At 64.0% G+C, this 17,532-nt stretch carries 14 protein-coding genes; 6 read left to right on the plus strand and 8 right to left on the minus strand.

The window, feature by feature from the left end; all coding sequences use genetic code 11:
* Nucleotides 1–87 precede the first annotated feature (87 nt).
* Genes hpaD through NKH97_RS13505 form a run of 3 tightly spaced genes read right to left on the minus strand, consistent with a single transcriptional unit; the run spans nucleotide 88 to nucleotide 2,998 of the window.
* Complete coding sequence (gene hpaD / locus NKH97_RS13495; RefSeq protein WP_352797258.1) at nucleotides 88–1,068, minus strand: 3,4-dihydroxyphenylacetate 2,3-dioxygenase; 981 nt, start codon at nucleotides 1,066–1,068, stop codon at nucleotides 88–90.
* Nucleotides 1,069–1,082: 14 nt separating this feature from the next.
* On the minus strand, nucleotides 1,083–2,600 hold the full coding sequence (hpaE, locus tag NKH97_RS13500) for a 5-carboxymethyl-2-hydroxymuconate semialdehyde dehydrogenase (protein WP_352797261.1): 1,518 nt from the start codon (nucleotides 2,598–2,600) through the stop codon (nucleotides 1,083–1,085).
* Between the two features lie 11 nt (nucleotides 2,601–2,611).
* Nucleotides 2,612–2,998, minus strand: coding sequence for a 5-carboxymethyl-2-hydroxymuconate Delta-isomerase (locus NKH97_RS13505; RefSeq protein WP_023810846.1), 387 nt, complete (start codon nucleotides 2,996–2,998; stop codon nucleotides 2,612–2,614).
* Between the two features lie 211 nt (nucleotides 2,999–3,209).
* Here NKH97_RS13505 and hpaR point away from each other — a divergent pair, with 211 nt between their 5' ends.
* Nucleotides 3,210–3,605 (plus strand): homoprotocatechuate degradation operon regulator HpaR, encoded by a 396-nt coding sequence (gene hpaR, locus NKH97_RS13510; RefSeq protein ID WP_127276380.1) that lies wholly within the window; start codon nucleotides 3,210–3,212, stop codon nucleotides 3,603–3,605.
* Nucleotides 3,606–3,693: 88 nt separating this feature from the next.
* On the opposite strand, the gene NKH97_RS13515 is transcribed toward hpaR, so the two are convergent.
* The 4 genes from NKH97_RS13515 to NKH97_RS13530 form a co-directional block, all read right to left on the minus strand.
* Complete coding sequence (locus tag NKH97_RS13515; RefSeq protein WP_352553252.1) at nucleotides 3,694–4,824, minus strand: aminomethyl transferase family protein; 1,131 nt, start codon at nucleotides 4,822–4,824, stop codon at nucleotides 3,694–3,696.
* A gap of 52 nt (nucleotides 4,825–4,876) precedes the next feature.
* Nucleotides 4,877–5,653, minus strand: a complete 777-nt coding sequence (locus NKH97_RS13520; protein WP_352553253.1) for an ABC transporter substrate-binding protein — start codon at nucleotides 5,651–5,653, stop codon at nucleotides 4,877–4,879.
* A 124-nt stretch (nucleotides 5,654–5,777) separates the two neighbouring features.
* Nucleotides 5,778–7,520: a hydantoinase B/oxoprolinase family protein gene (locus NKH97_RS13525; RefSeq protein WP_023810849.1), complete on the minus strand. Its 1,743-nt coding sequence runs from the start codon at nucleotides 7,518–7,520 to the stop codon at nucleotides 5,778–5,780.
* A gap of 16 nt (nucleotides 7,521–7,536) precedes the next feature.
* On the minus strand, nucleotides 7,537–9,621 hold the full coding sequence (locus NKH97_RS13530) for a hydantoinase/oxoprolinase family protein (protein ID WP_352797266.1): 2,085 nt from the start codon (nucleotides 9,619–9,621) through the stop codon (nucleotides 7,537–7,539).
* Between the two features lie 220 nt (nucleotides 9,622–9,841).
* On the opposite strand from NKH97_RS13530, the gene NKH97_RS13535 reads away from it, so the two are divergent.
* The 5 genes from NKH97_RS13535 to NKH97_RS13555 all read left to right on the plus strand — a co-directional run bounded on the left by NKH97_RS13535 (nucleotide 9,842) and on the right by NKH97_RS13555 (nucleotide 16,382).
* On the plus strand, nucleotides 9,842–10,669 hold the full coding sequence (locus NKH97_RS13535; protein ID WP_023810851.1) for a ferredoxin--NADP reductase: 828 nt from the start codon (nucleotides 9,842–9,844) through the stop codon (nucleotides 10,667–10,669).
* A 151-nt stretch (nucleotides 10,670–10,820) separates the two neighbouring features.
* The gene (gene deoC / locus NKH97_RS13540; protein ID WP_352797270.1) at nucleotides 10,821–11,870 is read left to right on the plus strand and encodes a deoxyribose-phosphate aldolase; all 1,050 of its coding nucleotides are present in this window, start codon (nucleotides 10,821–10,823) and stop codon (nucleotides 11,868–11,870) included.
* A 72-nt stretch (nucleotides 11,871–11,942) separates the two neighbouring features.
* The gene (locus tag NKH97_RS13545; protein ID WP_352797273.1) at nucleotides 11,943–14,315 is read left to right on the plus strand and encodes an aldehyde dehydrogenase family protein; all 2,373 of its coding nucleotides are present in this window, start codon (nucleotides 11,943–11,945) and stop codon (nucleotides 14,313–14,315) included.
* Between the two features lie 271 nt (nucleotides 14,316–14,586).
* Nucleotides 14,587–15,318, plus strand: a complete 732-nt coding sequence (locus NKH97_RS13550) for an SDR family oxidoreductase (protein WP_352440647.1) — start codon at nucleotides 14,587–14,589, stop codon at nucleotides 15,316–15,318.
* Between the two features lie 218 nt (nucleotides 15,319–15,536).
* Complete coding sequence (locus NKH97_RS13555; RefSeq protein WP_352440648.1) at nucleotides 15,537–16,382, plus strand: fumarylacetoacetate hydrolase family protein; 846 nt, start codon at nucleotides 15,537–15,539, stop codon at nucleotides 16,380–16,382.
* Between the two features lie 148 nt (nucleotides 16,383–16,530).
* Here the strand turns inward: NKH97_RS13555 and NKH97_RS13560 are convergent, their stop codons facing one another.
* Complete coding sequence (locus NKH97_RS13560; protein WP_352774328.1) at nucleotides 16,531–17,529, minus strand: ABC transporter ATP-binding protein; 999 nt, start codon at nucleotides 17,527–17,529, stop codon at nucleotides 16,531–16,533.
* Nucleotides 17,530–17,532: the final 3 nt, after the last annotated feature.

Below are 17,532 nucleotides of genomic sequence, written 5' to 3' on the forward strand. Positions count from 1 at the left end.
GACGACGAACGCCCGAAGCGGCAGCGAAGGGCCGGGTCCGGCAGGACAGAGGGGGGCGCCAAGGAACGCAGACATCTCCAAAATCCACTAAGGCGCAATGATCGGCGAAGCCGCCAAATCCGGCTGGCGCACCGCAGCTCCGGCAAATACACTACCCTCCTCGAACCAGCTTTTCGGCGCCGGCGCGCCCCACAGCGTCTGGCGCTGCGGGTCCTTGAGGTCCCATTTGATCGGCTCAAGGTCCGGATCGACCGTCTGGTAGTCCGAACAGTAGATCTCGATGCGGTGGTTGTCCGGGTCTCTGACATAGAGAAAGAAGGCGTTGGAGATGCCGTGCCGGCCAGGGCCGCGTTCGATGTTCGGCAGATAGCCCGTCGTCGCCATCAGGTCGAGCAGGTCGATGATGTTGAGCGGCGTCGGCACCCAGAAGGCGACGTGGTGCAGGCGCGGGCCGATGCCGTTGGTGAAGGCGATGTCGTGCACGCCGCCCTTGCGGTGCGTCCACGCCGCCCACAGTCTTCCGCTGCTGGCGTCCTCGGTATACTCGGTCACCCGGAAGCCGAGCTCGTTGTAGAAGGCGACGGACTCGTCGACATTGGGCGAGAAGCAGTTGAAGTGGTCGATGCGCAGCGGCTTCACGCCCTTGTACAGCGCGTATTTCTGGTGGATCGGCGGCAGCCGCTCCATCTCAGCGTAGAATTCGAGCGGAATGCCGTGCGGATCGCGGGTGCGCAAGGTTCGCGACTGGTAGGGTCGCTTGACCCATTCCACCGGCAGGCCTTTTCCCTTGAAGAAATGCACCGCTTTGTCGAGATCCTTGTCCGAGAAGACCTTGAAGCCGAGGTCGCGGGCTTCGGCCGTGGCCCCCTTCTTCAGCACGATACAATGGTGCCCGCGCTCCTCCAGCGCCCTGAGATAGATGGTGTCCGAAGTCTCGTCGGTGACCTGGAGGCCGAGCGTATCGACATAGAACGCACGGGCTTTGGCGAGGTCGGTGACGGCTAGCTCGACATGGCTGAGGCGCACGATGTTGAAGGCGGGATAGAGATTGGGCTTGGGCAAGGGCATCTGATTTCCTCCGGTCAACCGCCGAGTTTCTGGATCGCGTGCGCGGTCGTCGCGAAGGCTACGTTCTTCGTCTCCATGTAGAAGTCGAAGGAATGGTCCCCGCCGTCGCGGCCGATGCCGGAATTCTTGACGCCGCCGAACGGTGTCGGCAAATGGCGCACATTCTCCGAGTTGACCCAGATCATGCCGGCATCCAACGCATCGGTGAAGCGGAAGGCGCGGGTGACGTCGGACGTCCAGAGATAACCGGTCAGACCGTATTGGGTGTCGTTGGCCAGCGCGAGCGCTTCAGCCTCGTCCTTGAAGGGAATAGCGCTCAGCACCGGCCCGAAAATCTCCTCCTGCGCGATACGCATGCCGTTGGAGACGCTGGTGAACAGGGTCGGGCCGACATAACAGCCGCCGCCCGGCCCATCGACCTTGCCGCCGCCGACGGCGAGCGTGGCCCCCTCCGACCTGCCGATCTCGATATAGGACAGCACTTTCTTTTCATGCACCGGATGGATCAGCGGCCCGATCACCGTTTTCGGATCGAGCGGATGGCCGACGACGATGCGCTTCGCCCTCTCCGCGACTTTGGCGGTGAAGCTTTCATAGATCGAGGCTTCGACCAGCAGTCGCGACGACGAGGTGCAGCGTTCGCCATTCAGCGAATAGATCATGAATACGGCGGCGGCGGCGGCGCGTTCGAGATCGGCGTCGGCAAAGACGATCACCGGGTTCTTGCCGCCAAGCTCGAAATGCACGCGCTTCAGCGTGTCGGCGCCTTGTTTCATGATCATCGAGCCGGTGCGGCTCTCGCCGACAAAGCCGATCGCCTTGATGTCGGGATGCTCGGTCAACGCCTTGCCGGCATCTTCACCCAGGCCGTTGACCAGGTTCCAGACACCCTTCGGCAGGCCGGCCTCCTCGGCGATCTCGACGAGCAGGCGGGCGGTCAGCGGCGAAAATTCAGCCGGTTTATGAACCACCGTGCAGCCAGCCGCCAGCGCTGGCGCGATCTTCCAGGTCGACAGCATGAACGGCGTGTTCCACGGCGTGATGATGCCTACCGGGCCGATTGGCACCCGCGTGGTGAGGTTGACCTGGCCCGTGGTCCGCAGCGTCTCGCCGTCGCGAGCTTCGGGCGCACGGTCGGCGAAGAAGCGGAAATTCTCGGCACCCCGCAACGCCGCCTTGGCCATAAATTTCAGCGCCTGGCCGGTATCCATGCATTCGACGAAGGCGATCTCCTCGGCACGCGCCTCGATCGCGTCGGCGATTCTGTGCAGCAGCTTCTTGCGTGCCTCGCCAGGCATGGCGGCCCAGGCCGGGAAAGCCGCCTTCGCCGCCCTGGCGGCGCGGTCGATGTCGGCAGCCCCGCCGCGCGCGACGCTTGCCAGCGGCTTCAGGTTGACCGGCGACAGCGTTTCGAACGTCGTGCCGTCGAGCGCCGGCACCGCCTCGCTGCCGATCTGGTTCAACACGCCATCGTGCTTGAAGCGGGCCAGATAGGCCTCGGCCTTATTCAGATTGCCTTGCAGGTCGGACATGTCGGGTTCCGTCACTTGCCGCGCAGTCGCGGGTGGATTGCGTTTCTCTTCCAGCTGAGCACCGGGTCGATTTCCCGGATTTCGAGCGACAGGGCGAAATGCGGGGTCTCGAACAGCGTGCCAAGGTATTCGCTCACCGCCGCGAAGACAGCCTCGCCAGTCCGCTTCTTGTCGTCGGCGCTGCGGCCGGTGCCGATGCGAAACGACATGTCGAGAAAGGCGTTTTCCGGCAGCCTGTCGGCCATCGCGTAGGCCTCGGCGCGAAACGCCCGCACCCGCACGGCGCCGGTTTCGAACAGCCCGGTGTCCAGCACTGTGCGCAACACCAGAGCGCACAATTCGCCCATATCGACCTTGGCATCGAGATTGGCCGAATACTCGATGGAGAAGTGAGGCACGGCGTTTCGTTCCCTGGGTTATCGCCTTGTTGTAGTTAACGCGTTAATTACATGCAGCATGCGCGAAGTCAAGCCTTGCATCGGGCTTGGCGCAACGATACGGGATGGCGGGAACGGGCCCTGGCAGGCGGATTCGGCCGAGGGAGGCCTGTTTCGATCGCAAGCGTGGGAGGCTCTTTTCTTGCTGCCTGAAACCCGTCGTTCTCTGCCGATGGCGCTGCTTCATGCCCGCGAAGCGGTGATGGCGCGGTTTCGGCCGATGCTTGCCGCGCATGACGTGACCGAACAGCAATGGCGCGTGCTGCGCGTGCTGAGCGAAGCCGGCCCGGTCGAGGCGACGGAACTCGCCGACCGCGCCTCGGTTTTGCCGCCCAGCCTGACGCGCATCATCAAGGCGCTCGAGGGACGCAAATTCATCACCCGCAACAAGGCCGAAGGCGACGGCCGCCGCGTCGTTCTAACCATTGCGCCCGCCGGTTCCGCCTTGATCGACGCCCTGTCGCCCGAGCGTCGCGTCATTTATGACGACATCGAACAGCGCTTCGGCCACGAAAAGCTCGAGCAGTTGCTCGATTTGCTGGAGACGCTGATCGATGGCGAAAGCTGATCGTTCCGGCTACCGCAGAAGTTTCGACGGTCGCTCGGGTTGACGGCCCGCATACCTTGGAAAGGCCGAAACACCCGATGGGGGTCAGTTAACCTCGCAACCTCACCCCTTCCGGATCGAAGAACGGTATCGGCGCCACGACCGCACGCGTCGGCTGACCACCGATATCAATGTTCAATTCGGTGCCGACAGCCGTGAAGGGCAGCCGCAGATGCGCGGTGGCCAGCACCTTGCCGAGGGAATAGCCGTGGTCGCTGTAGGTGACGATGCCGGCGTCCTCGCCATCGGCCAGAACCTTGGCATCGGTCGCGGCCGGCTTGTCGCCGTCGAGGATCAGTCCGACCCATTGCTCGTCGAGGCCGGTGTCGCGGACCTTGAGAAGCGCCTCGCGGCCGACGAAATCGCCCTTGTCGAACTTGATCCAGCGGTCGAGGCCGACATGGAACGGGGTGCGGCTCTCGTCCATGTCGATGCCGTGCGCCGGGTAGGCCTTTTCCAGGCCCAGCGTGAACATCGCCAGCACGCCATAGGGTTTCAGGCCAAAGTCACGGCCGGTGCGCATCAGCGCGTCCCAGAGCGAGGCCGCCTCGTCGGCCGGCACGAACAATTCGAAGCCGAGTTCGCCGGTCACGCCGGTGCGCGAGATCAGCACCCGCGTGCCGTTGATATGGCCCGACGTGAACGACCAGCGCTTCAGTCCATCCAGATCGGCATCCGCAATCAACGCTTTCAGCAGTTCGCGCGAGCGCGGACCCTGGATGGTCGGGAAGGCGATGGCCGCCGTGATGTCGGTGACATAGGCCTTGCGGCCCTGGGCGTGATGATGCAGCCAGGGCAGCATCTTCAGGCGGTTGACCGAGCCGGTCACCAGCATGAAGTGCTCCGGGCCCAACCGAAACACGGTGAGGTCGTCCATGATGCCGCCATCGTCGCGGCAGACCGTGGAATAGCGGACCTGGCCCGGCTTCATGGCGGCGGCATTATTGACGATGACATGGTTGACCAGCGCCTCGGCGTCCGGCCCCTTGACGTCCATCTTGCCCATCGTGCTGAGATCCTGCACGCCGACGTTTTTGCGGGTGTTCAGGTGCTCGTCGGCAATGCCGGAATAAGTTTTGGCCGAGATGAAATCGCCGCCGACACGACCCATGGTCGCGCCCAGCCCGACGATGCTGCTGTAGAAAGGGGAACGCCGCTCAGCCAAGGAAGTCTCCATCATCCAAGAAAAACGGCAGCGCCAGGCGGCGCTGCCGAAGGTGATTGCGTCAGGATCAGCCGCCGTAGACGTCGAACGAGAAATATTTGTCGTTGATTTCCTTGTATTTTCCGTTGGCGCGCAGCGCGTCGATGGCCGCATTGAGCTTGTCGGCCAGTTCCTTGTTGCCCTTCTGCAGCGCGATGCCGACGCCGGGGCCGTGAATGGCCGGATCGGCCGTCAGAGTGCCGAGCAGCTTGCAGCAGGCGCCGTCGGGCTTCTTCAGCCACTCGGTCAAGATGATCGAGCCGTCCATCATCGCGTCGAGGCGGCCATTGGCCATGTCGGTGCGGGCGTCGTCGCCGGTCGGATAGGCCTTGACCGTCGAGTCAGCATATTTCTGGTCGGCGAATTTCTGGTGGATGGTCGCGGTCTGCACGCCGAGCGCCTTGCCTTTCAGGTCGTCCGGCGAGGTGCCTGATATGGTCGAATCCTTCGGTACGGCGATGGCCGGCGGCGTCTGGTAGTATTTGTGGGTGAACTCGACCTTCTCGGCCCGCTCGGGCGTGATGGTGATGTTGATGATGGCGTCGAACTTGCCGGCCTGCAGCGCCGGTATGGAACCATCGAAATCCTGCACGCTGAACTCACACTCGGCCTTCATCTCGGCGCACAGCGCCTTCCCCAAGTCGATGTCGAAGCCACCCAGCGTGCCGTCGGCACTGGCGTAATTGAAGGGCGGATAGGCGCCCTCGGTACCGATCCTGAGTTTTTTGTCCTGGGCGGAGGCGGCGCCCGTGGCAAGGGTGAGGGCGACGGAAGCGGCAAGCACGAAACGACCGGAAAGACGCATGTTCGAGTTCCCCGTTGAAAGCGGGAAGTCTACGGTCTTCCGGGCGTGTGGCGGAGACGGAAACGACATGCGCTGCGGCGATCGCGGCGCGGCGGGCGATCCAGGCCAGGCGATCGGTGGTGCGTTACCCGGCGCGCTGCTTGTTGGTCGCCGCCCGGTCGATGGCCAACTCCCCGGCCGAGAGGACAACGCCAAACTTTTCGGTGGCTTCCTCTGATGTGTAGTACCCCAGCGCCACGTCGCGCAGCACCAGATCCGGATCGCGCTGCAGCGGATCGCCGTAGCCGCCGCCGCCCGGCGTGCCGACGCGCACGCGGTCGCCGGCCTTGAGCGCAATGTCCTGCTCCTTCGAAAGGTGCAGCGGCACATGTTCCTCGCCGTTGCGGAAGACGGTCACCGTGTTGACCGCGCCATCCCTGCCGCCGAGTGCGCCCTGTGGGCCGAAACGGCCGTGGTCCATGACGAAGGAGGCCCGGGCGTCACCGCGCAGGATTTCGACCTCATAGGCGAGGCCGAAACCGCCGCGATGCTTGCCAGCGCCGCCCGAACCCTCGCGCAAGGCATAATGGCGGTAGAGCACCGGGAATGCCTGTTCCATGATCTCGACCGGTGGCGACTTCGAGATGCCGATGGTCGAGCAGCCATTGGTCAGCCCGTCATGGCCTGAATTGCCGCCATAGCCGCCGCCGGAGATCTGGTACATCACATAATCGCGGCCGCGCGCCGGGTCGTTGCCGCCAAGAGCGAAATTGCCGCTGGAGCCGGCGGGCGCCGCCGTCACCTTGTCGGGCAGCGCCTGCACCATGGCCGCGAACACCGCCTCGGCGATGCGCTGCGACACTTCGGCGGCGCAGCCCGAGACGGGGCGCGGGTATCTGGCGTCGAGGAAAGTGCCTTCCGGCCGCTTGACTTCAAGCGGTTCGAAGGCACCGGCGCTGATCGGCACATCAGGGAAAATGTGGCGCATGGCGAGATAGACCGAGGACAAAGTCGTCGCCAGCACGCTGTTCATCGGCCCGGCGCAGGGCTTTGACGAGCCGGTGAAATCGAAAGTCAGCGTATTGCCTTTTTTCTCGACGGCGAGCGCGATGGTCAGCGGCTCGTTGACCACCCCGTCGGAATCGACAAACGCCTTGGAATGGTAGGTGCCGTCGGGAATGGCTGAGATGTTGGCGCGCATCTGCTCGGCGGCGCGGCGGCGCAGTTCGGCGATCGCCTCGACAACGGTTTCGTCACCGTAACGATCCAGGATTCCGTTAAGCCGGTCCTGGCCGATCAGCAGTGCGGCGGCCTGGGCCCTGATGTCGCCGATGCGCTGGTCGGCAACGCGGATGTTGGAGCAGATGATGGCGTAGATCTCCGGATCGAGCACGCCCTTCTTGAACAGTTTTACGGGCGGCAGCCGCAGGCCTTCCTGCTCGACCGCGGTCGCGGAGGCCGAAAAACCGCCCGGCACCGAGCCGCCAATGTCTGGCCAGTGGCCGGTGTTGGACAGCCAGCAGAAGATTTTTCCGGCCCGGTAGACCGGCATGGCGAAGCGCACATCCATCAGATGGGTGCCGCCGAGATAGGGGTCGTTGACGATGTAGATGTCACCCGGCTCCGGGGCTAGGCAGCGGCCGTCGGCGATCATCTCGATCACCGTCCTGGTCGAATATTGCATGACGCCGACGAACACCGGCAGGCCTTGGCTTCCCTGCGCGATCAGCGAACCATCGACAGCCGAATAGATGCCGTCGGAGCGGTCGTTGGCTTCGGCGATGACAGGCGAGAAAGCGGCGCGAGAGAACGTAAGGTCCATCTCGTCGCAGACCTGTTGCAGGGCCGCCTGGAGGACCGAAAGGGTGATGGCGTCGAGTTTTGCCATATCAATGTCAGGCATCTCAGGCCTCGCCGATGTCGATGATGATGTTGCCGTCGGCGTCGCAGCGTGCGCGGTCGCCGGGCTCGAGCACGGTGGTGGCGTCCATCTGTTCGAGGATCGCCGGCCCTTCGATTTCAGCGTCAAGCGGCAGTTTTTCGCGTGCATATACCGGCGTATCGTGCCAACGCCCGCCATACCAGACCGGCCGGATTTCGCGCCTTGCCTCATCCAGCGTTGTTGCGCGCCCCGCCGGATCGATCAGCCGCGACAGATCGATCGCCGGACGCACGCCGGTCACCGACGTGTTGAGATTGACGAGGTTGGCGCGGATTTCCGGCAGTTCGACCTTGAAGCGGGCGAAATAGGCCTTTTCGAAAAGCTGCTGCAGTGTTGCCCGCGTCACCGATGAGGACGGCAGCGGCACGTTGATGATGTGGGTCTGGCCGACGAACTGCATGTCGGCGGAGTGGGTAACGCGGATCGTCTCCGGCTTCACCGCTTCCTTGCCGATCAGCTCTTCACCTTCGTTTCGGTGGCGTTCCAATACAGTATGAAGCTGTTTTTCGTCGAGCACCGCCACCGGCTGGTTGATGGTGTTGACGAAGTCATGGCGCAGGTCGGCGACGACGCAGCCGAGTGCGTTGGTGATGCCCGGACGCGCCGGCACCAGCACCTTGGGCAGGCCGAGTTCGCGCGCCAGGGCGGTCGCATGCAGCGGGCCGGCGCCGCCAAAGGCGAACAGCGCGAAATCACGAGGGTCATGGCCGCGCGACACCGAGACCATGCGGATGGCGCCGGCCATCTTCATGTTGCCGAGCCGCAGCACCGCGCCCGCCGCCTCGACGCCGGACAGGCCGGTCGCCTTGCCGATCTTGTCCTCGAAAATGCTGGTGACGCGCTCTGGTGTGACGGGATTTTGGACCGCCAGCAGCTTCTTCGGCGCCAGCCGGCCGAGCACCAGATTGGCGTCGGTAATGGTTGGCTCGAGGCCGCCACGTCCGTAGCAGATCGGGCCGGGATTGGCGCCGGCACTTTCCGGACCGATCTGGATCAGGCCGGCCGCATCGACGCGGGCGATCGAGCCGCCGCCGGCGCCGACCGTGTGCACCGCCACCATCGGCACATGGATCGGCATCGCATATTCGATCTCGATCTCGTTCGAGACTGCCGGCTCGGCATTGCGGATCAGCGCCACGTCGGTCGAGGTGCCGCCCATGTCATAGGTGACGAGGTTTTCGAAGCCGGCGCGTTTTCCGGTATAGGCGGCGGCGATGACGCCGGAGGCCGGGCCGGACATGACCGTCTTGGCCGATTCACGTGTGACGAAGCGGGCCGAGATCATGCCGCCATTGCCGTTCATGATCAGGAAGTCGCGGGCATAGCCTTTTGCGCCCAATTCCTTGCGCAGCCGCTCGACATAGCGCTCGAGGATCGGCTGCACGGAGGCGTTGACCGACGCGGTGACGCCGCGCTCGAACTCGCGCGCCTCCGACAGCAGCGCGTGGCCTGCCGTGATGTAGCCGTTCGGCCAGAGCTCGGCGGCGATTTCGGCGGCGCGCCGCTCATGTGCCGGGTTGGCGTAGGAATGCAGGAAATGGATGACGAGGGATTCGCAACCGGCCGCGATCAGCGTCTGCACGGCGTCGCGCATCTCGGTCTCGTCGAGCGGCGTGCGCACCGCGCCCGATGCTTCGACGCGCTCCGAGACTTCGAGCCTGAGATTGCGCGGAATGATCGGCACGAAGCTGCCGGTCATGCCATAGGCCTGCGGCCGCGTGCGCCGACCCAGTTCGATCACGTCGCGAAAACCGCGCGTGGTGATCATGCCGGTTTTCGCCAGCCGGCGTTCCAGCACCGCATTGGTGGTGGTGGTCGTGCCATGCACGATGAGGTCGATGCTATCGATGGCAAATCCGGTGGCGCCGAGTGCCGAAACGACACCGAAAGCCTGGTTGTCCACCGTGGTCGGCGTCTTGGCCAGATACACCCGGCCGCCGTCGCTTCCGTCGATCAGGAGCAGGTCGGTGAAGGTGCCGCCGACATCGATACCGGCGACGACATTTCCCCGGGAATTGCGCGCTTGCGCCGAAATATTCTCTTCCATCGTCGAAACCCGAAATGCGCGGACTACGGATATGCGCCAGTTTGGAAAGCTGTTTTAAGGGAGCATCTTGACGCAAATATCGTTTGTATACTAATAAATTCCGGACACAAGAGCTTGCCGCTTTGCAGTGTGCGAACAGCCCGCCGGGATCTGAATGGTCCGGGCGTGCAGGTGAAAGTTTGGCGCCCGCGTCCACGGTTGGGCCAGAAGGTTGGATTTGATGAACACCACATCCGCTCTCAACACCGTCGGCGCCCGACCGCTGCAGTTCCCGATTCCGGCCAACGTCTATGCCGAAACCGTCGTCTCGGTGAAGCACTACACCGACCGGCTGTTCTCGTTCCGCATCACCCGTCCGCAGTCGTTGCGCTTCCGCTCCGGCGAGTTCGTCATGATCGGCCTGCCCAATGCCGAGAAGCCGGTGTACCGCGCCTATTCGGTGGCAAGTCCGGCCTGGGACGAAGAGCTGGAATTCTTCTCGATCAAGGTGCCGGACGGCCCGCTGACCTCGGAGCTGCAGAAGATCCAGGTCGGCGACACCGTCATCATGCGCCAGAAGTCGACCGGCACGCTGGTGGTCGACGCGCTGACCCCGGCCAAGCGGCTGTTCATGATCTCGACCGGCACCGGCATCGCGCCTTTCGCCAGCCTGCTGCGCGACCCTGACACCTACGACAAATTCGATCAGCTGGTCCTGACCCATACCTGCCGCGACAATGCGGAACTCACCTACGGCCAGGAGCTGGTCGCGGCGTTGGAAAGCGACCCGCTGATCGGTGAACTGACCACTGGGCGCGTCACGCTCTACAATTCGACGACCCGCGAAGAGTCGGCACGCATGGGCCGCATCACCGCGCTGATCGGCTCCGGCAAGTTCTACAGCGATCTCGGCATCGACAAGCTCAGCCCGGAAACCGACCGCATCATGATCTGCGGCTCGATGCATATGCTGAAGGACGTCAAGGACCTGGCCGAAAGCCTCGGCTTCGAGGAAGGCTCGCTGAGCCATCCAGCGACTTTTGTCGTCGAGCGCGCCTTCGTCGGCTGAGCCGCACCAACATCTCGAAGTCTATGCTTTTGACCGCACGGTCAAAATTGCTGCTTTCGCCGCCTTTTTCGGTTATGACCGCCCGCAGGACTCGTGAAGTACGGCTTCACGGGCTATCTTCGGCACACGTCGCTGAATGAAAGGGCAGGAGATGAGCAGCACAATCCGAGAAGCCGATATCGGCTCGTCCAAGGTGACGCCGCTGCCGGCGCGTGCCGCCGCCAACACAGCCGTTCCACCGGACCATCGCATTGCGCGCAATCCCGGCATGAAGCTCGATCTCGGCTTCATGGAATCGGTGCGCAGCGTCAACCGCTCGGCGCTGGAACGGCGCGTCGCCAGCCTGACCAAGCGGCGCTCGATCAAGGCCGACAACCAGGCGGCCTGGCTGCTGCGCGCTGTCGCCTGCATGGATTTGACGACGCTGAATTCCAACGACACCGAGGAGCGTGTGCGCCGGCTCTGCGCCAAGGCGATCAATCCGTTCCGCCGCGACATCGTCGAGGGCCTGGGCATATCAGGTGAAACCATCCGCCCGGCCGCCGTCTGCGTCTACCATCCCTTCGTCACCACCGCCGTCGATGCCGTGCGCGGCGCCGGCATCCATGTCGCCGCCGTCTCCACCGCCTTCCCGCATGGTCTGGCACCCCTGTCGACCCGCCTGCAGGAAATCGAAGCCTCGGTCCGCGACGGCGCCGACGAGATCGACGTGGTCATTCCACGCGGGCTGGTGTTCGGCGCCAAATGGCGCGAGCTATACAATGAGATCGTCTCGATGCGCGCCGCTTGCGGTGACGCGCATCTGAAGGTCATCCTCGGCACCGGCGACCTCGCCACGCTGCGCAATGTCATGCTGGCCTCGATGGTAGCGATGATGGCAGGCGCCGACTTCATCAAGACCTCGACCGGCAAGGAAAGCGTCAATGCGACGCTGCCCGTCGGCCTCGCCATGGTGCGCGCCATCAGGGCCTATTTCGAGGAAACCGGCTATCTCATCGGCTTCAAGCCGGCCGGCGGCATTTCCACGGCCAAGGCCTCACTCGACTGGCTGGTGCTGATGAAGGAAGAACTCGGCCGCCCATGGCTGGAGCCGGACCTGTTCCGCTTCGGTGCGTCGAGCCTCTTGACCGACATCGAGCGCCAGCTCGAGCACCATCTGACCGGACACTATTCGGCCAATCATCGCCACGCGGTGGCTTGAGAGATTTACCCCCACCCCGATCGGCAAGCCGATCGACCCTCCCACAAGTGGGAGGGGTGAAGGAGGCGCCCAATGAACATTCTCGACCGCTACCACGCCATGGAATACGGCCCGGCGCCGGAAGCCCGCAACGAGGCCGATGCATGGCTTGCCGCGCGCGATTTCGGCAAGGCGCTGTTCATCGGCGGCGACTGGAAAGCCGCGTCCGGCGGCAAGACTTTCGAAACCAGCGAGCCGTCTTCCGGCAAGCTGCTGGCCAAGATATCCGACGCCAATGCCGTCGACATCGACGCGGCGGTTGCGGCGGCCACCAAGGCGCTGCCGAAGTGGTCGGCAGCCTCGGGCTATCAGCGCGCCAAGGTGCTTTATGCCATCGGCCGCGCCATGCAGCGCCACCAGCGCCTGTTCGCGGTGCTTGAGACAATCGACAATGGCAAGCCGATCCGCGAAAGCCGCGACATCGACGTGCCGCTGGCCATCCGCCATTTCATCCACCATGCCGGTTGGGCGCAGGCGCTGGACAGGGATTTCCCCGGCCACAAGGGTGTCGGCGTGGTCGGCCAGATCATTCCGTGGAATTTTCCGCTGCTGATGCTTGCCTGGAAGATCGCGCCGGCCCTCGCCGCAGGTTGCACCGTGGTGCTGAAACCAGCCGAGTTCACACCGCTGACATCAATCCTGTTCGCCGAGATCTGTGAGCGCGCCGGCGTACCGAAAGGCGTCGTCAACATCGTCCAGGGCGGGCCTGGGGCTGGTGCGGCCATCGTCAACCACCCCGGCATCCAGAAGATCGCTTTCACCGGCTCTTCCGAGGTCGGCAAGATCATTCGCAAGGCGACCGCCGGCTCGGGCAAGAAACTGTCGCTGGAGCTTGGTGGCAAGTCGGCCTTCATCGTCTTCGAGGATGCCGATCTCGACAGCGCCGTCGAAGGCCTGGTCGACGGTATCTGGTTCAACCAGGGCCAGGTCTGCTGCGCCGGTTCGCGACTGCTGGTCCAGGAAGGCATCGCCGACGCCCTGATCGCCAAGGTCAAGACGCGGATGAGCCGGCTGCGCGTCGGCAGCCCGCTCGACAAGAACACCGATATCGGCCCGCTGGTCGACGCCACACAGCTCGAGCGCGTCAAGGGCCTGGTCGCCGAAGGTGCCAGGCAGGGCGCCGTCTGCTGGCAGCCGGATGCGGCGCTGCCGTCTTCCGGCTACTACCATCTGCCGACGCTCGCCACAGGTGTTTCGCCGGCTAACATATTGGCGCAAGAAGAGGTGTTCGGCCCTGTTCTGGCGACCATGACCTTCCGCAACACCGAGGAAGCGATCGAGCTTGCCAACAACACGCGCTATGGCCTCGCCGCCTCGGTGTGGAGCGAGAACGTCAACCTTGCCCTGCACGTCGCGCCGCAATTGAAGGCCGGCGTGGTCTGGGTCAACGGCACCAACATGTTCGACGCCGCCTGTGGCTTCGGCGGCTACCGCGAGAGCGGTTTCGGTCGCGAAGGCGGGCGCGAGGGCATGTTCGAATATCTCACGGCGAAGCTGCCGCTCGGCCAGATCATCAAGCCGGCGACGACCTCCGCACAGCCGGTCGAGCAGGCCGACGGCTCGGCAATCGACCGCACGGCTAAGCTGTTCATCGGCGGCAAGCAGGTACGGCCGGACGGCAATTATTCGCTGGCTGTCGCCACCGCCAAGGGCAAGCTTGCCGGCGAGGTTGGGCTCGGCAGCCGCAAGGATATCCGCGATGCCGTCTCTGCCGCCCGCGGTGCCAAGGCCTGGCCGGAGGCGACCGCCTATAACAGGTCCCAGGTGCTCTATTATTTGGCCGAGAATCTTTCCGGCCGTGCCGGCGAGTTCGCCGCCCGTCTCACCGAATTGACCGGCGCTACGCCCAAGGCCGCGCGGGAAGAGGTAGAACAATCCATCGAACGGCTGTTCCTCTATGCCGGCCTAGCCGACAAGTTCGAGGGCCGCGTGCACCAGCCGCCGGCGCGTGCCGTGACGCTGGCGCTTCATGAACCGGTCGGCGTCGTCGGCATCGTCGCCCCCGACAGCTCGCCGCTGCTCGGCCTGATCTCGCTGGTCGCACCGGCGCTGGCCATGGGCAACACCGTGGTCGCGGTGCCTTCGGAGCGCTATCCGCTGCTGGCCACCGATCTCTACCAGGTCATCGAATATTCCGACATTCCCTCAGGCGCCATCAACATCGTCACCGGCCGCAGCTCCGAACTCGCCGGCGTGCTGGCCAAGCATGACGATGTCGACGGGCTCTGGGTGTTCGCCGATGCAGAGACCTGCGCCAAGGCGGAGGCCGAGTCCATCGGCAACCTCAAGCGCGTCTGGAGCGGCAATGGCCGCGGCATCGACTGGGCATCCGACGAAGCCGCCGGCGACGCCTTCCTGCGCCGCGCCGTCGAGGTCAAGAATGTCTGGGTGCCTTACGGCGATTAATGTATGTCGCCCAAAAGTGCGCAGCGGTTTTGGGGCAACGACATATATAAAGGCAAAGAGCCAAAGCGCGTCGCGCGCTTTGATCTCCCCCCGGCGCGGTAGAGATCGTGTTCGGGGTTGACGCATGGACAGATGTTCTTTAACGAGAAAAAACATCTTTATCAGTGAACGATCAACGGCGCAGGCTGCACGATCATGCGCGACTGGCACATGACGCCTTGGCCAGCCGCGGATTAGACCCGGACTATCCCTAGCGGACGAGGAGAACAGTATGGCTGATCTGGCAGGCAAGGTCGTTGTCGTCACGGCAGCGGCGCAAGGCATCGGCAAGGCGAGCGCGCTGGCTTTCGCAAAAGCTGGCGCCACCGTCTACGCCACCGACATCAACGAGGCACTGCTGGCGGAGCTCGCCAAGACGCCGGGGATCAAGACCCGCAAGCTGGACGTACTCAACGACGAAGCCGTCAACGCCGCCTTCGCCGAGATCGGTGTCGTCGACGTGCTGTTCAACTGCGCCGGTTTTGTCCATTCGGGCTCGATCCTTGAGATGAAGGACGGCGACCTCGATTTCGCGCTGAACCTCAATGTTCGCGCCATGATCCGCACCAGCCGGGCCGTGCTGCCCGGCATGCTGGAACGCGGCGACGGATCGATCATCAACATGGCCTCGCTGGCCAGTTCGACCAAGGGCGTGCCCAACCGCTTCGTCTACGGCCTGACCAAGGCCGCCGTCATCGGCCTGACCAAGGCGATCGCCGCCGACTATGTTGGCAAGGGCATACGCTGCAACGCCATTTGCCCCGGCACGGTCGAGAGCCCGTCGCTGCAGGACCGCATGCACGCGCAAGGCGACTACGATGCCGCCCGCGCCGCCTTCATCGCCCGCCAGCCGATGGGCCGGCTTGGCACGCCGGAGGAGATCGCGGATCTCGCCGTCTATCTGGCCGGCGCCACCTATACGTCAGGGCAGGCGTACAATATCGACGGCGGCTGGTCGATCTGACTGCGGAAATCTTGCGCGAGCCGGACGATTTGGCCCTTTCCCGGCGTTTGACAGGGGATCGAAGAGTCTGAAAATCCCGCGCGCCGCTATCTTGCATGGCGATCGCGCTTGTCCGTAGTCAGGTCGATGGGTACGGTCCGCCGGTTCCGCGAAGGCGCAATCGCCTTGGCGGAAAGTTTGCAAAAGGCCACGAGGCCGCAATCAGGAGAAGAATTTAGATGAAACTGCTGCGCTATGGCGAGGTGGGAAGCGAACGTCCCGGCCTGCTCGATGCGGATGGAACGATCCGTGATCTCTCCGCTCACGTTACCGATATCGGCGGCAAGACGCTCGATCCGGCATCGCTGGCGGCACTCGCCAAGCTCGATCCGAAGTCGCTGCCAGCGGTTTCCGGCAGCCCGCGCCTCGGCGCCTGCGTTGCCGGCACCGGCAAGTTCATCTGCATCGGCCTCAACTATTCCGACCATGCCGCCGAAACCGGCGCCACCGTGCCGCCGGAGCCGATCATTTTCATGAAGGCAAGCTCGGCCATTGTCGGGCCGGATGACGACGTGTTGATCCCCCGCGGCTCGGAGAAGACCGACTGGGAAGTCGAACTGGCCGTGATCATCGGCAAAACCGCCAAATATGTCAGCGAGGCCGATGCGCTCGACTATGTTGCCGGCTATAGCGTTGCCCACGACGTCTCCGAACGCGCCTTCCAGGCCGAGCGCCAGGGCCAGTGGACCAAAGGCAAGTCCTGCGACACGTTCGGCCCGACCGGCCCATGGCTGGTGACCAAGGACGAGGTAGCCGACCCGCAGAACCTCAAAATGTGGCTGACCGTCAACGGCAAGACGATGCAGAACGGCTCGACCAAGACCATGGTCTATGGCGTCAAGTATCTGGTTTCCTATCTCAGCCAGTTCATGTCGCTGCACCCCGGCGACATCATCTCCACCGGCACGCCGCCCGGCGTCGGCCTCGGCATGAAGCCGCCGGTGTTCCTGAAGGCAGGCGATGTGGTTGCACTGGGCATCGAAGGGCTGGGCCAGCAAAAGCAGACGTTCAAGGCGGACGTATAGAGGTTGCGCTGCCCCCTCATCCGGCCGCTTCGCGGCCACCTTCTCCCCGCTGGGGAGAAGAAGTGAGCGTCGGCGCTGACAATCTCCTCTCCCCTCGGGGAGAGGTCAGCCGAGCGAAGTGGAGGCTGGGTGAGGGGGCTGCGCCCGCCTACTTTAGCACCTTCCCATCAGCCCCAAACCTATATGTCTTCGCCGGATCCGGCGTCGCATAGAGCGTCGCACCCGGCTCTGCATCATAGACGCCGAAAATGCGCACGGTAATCAGCCCCGCCTTCTCGCAATCGAGATACAGATTGGTGTCGGCGCCGAGGTGCTCGGCGTGCACCACCGTTCCCTTCCAGGCGCCTGACTTCGGATCGACGGTCAAATGTTCCGGCCGCACGCCGATGGTCTTGGCGGTTTCGCCAAGCCTGGCGCCGTCGACGAAATTCATTTTCGGTGAGCCGATGAACCCGGCGACAAACTCATTTTCCGGCGAATTGTAGAGCTCCATCGGGCCACCGATCTGCTCGATTTTCCCTGCGTTGAGCACCACGATCTTGTCGGCCAGCGTCATCGCCTCGACCTGGTCGTGGGTGACGTAGATCATCGTCGCCTTCAGCCGGCGATGCAGCTGCGCGATCTCCAGCCGCGTGTTGACGCGCAGTGCCGCATCGAGGTTCGAAAGCGGCTCGTCGAAGAGAAAAAGCTTTGGCTCGCGCACCACGGCGCGGCCGATGGCGACGCGTTGGCGCTGGCCGCCGGACAGTTCGGCCGGCCGCCTCGCGAGATAGGGCTCCAGCGACAGCATCGAGGAGGCGATGCCAATGCGGCGCTCGATTTCGGCCGCCGGCGTTCCTGCCTGCTTGAGGCCAAGGCCCATATTGTTCTTCACCGTCAGATGCGGGTAGAGCGCATAGGTCTGGAACACCATGGCGATGCCGCGCTTGGCCGGCGGCGTGGCGGAGACGTCCGCGCCGTCGATCACCACACGGCCCGAGGTCGAATCCTCCAGTCCGGCAATGACTCTGAGCAAGGTCGACTTGCCGCAGCCGGACGGGCCGACGAAGACGACGAACTCGCCGTCGTTCACTTCGAGGTTGATGCCCTTCAGCACCTCGACCGGCCCGAAGGCCTTCTTCACGTTCTCAATGTTCAGCGAGCCCACGGC

The sequence above is a fragment of the Mesorhizobium sp. M0870 genome, assembly GCF_040319775.1.
Lineage (GTDB): Bacteria > Pseudomonadota > Alphaproteobacteria > Rhizobiales > Rhizobiaceae > Mesorhizobium.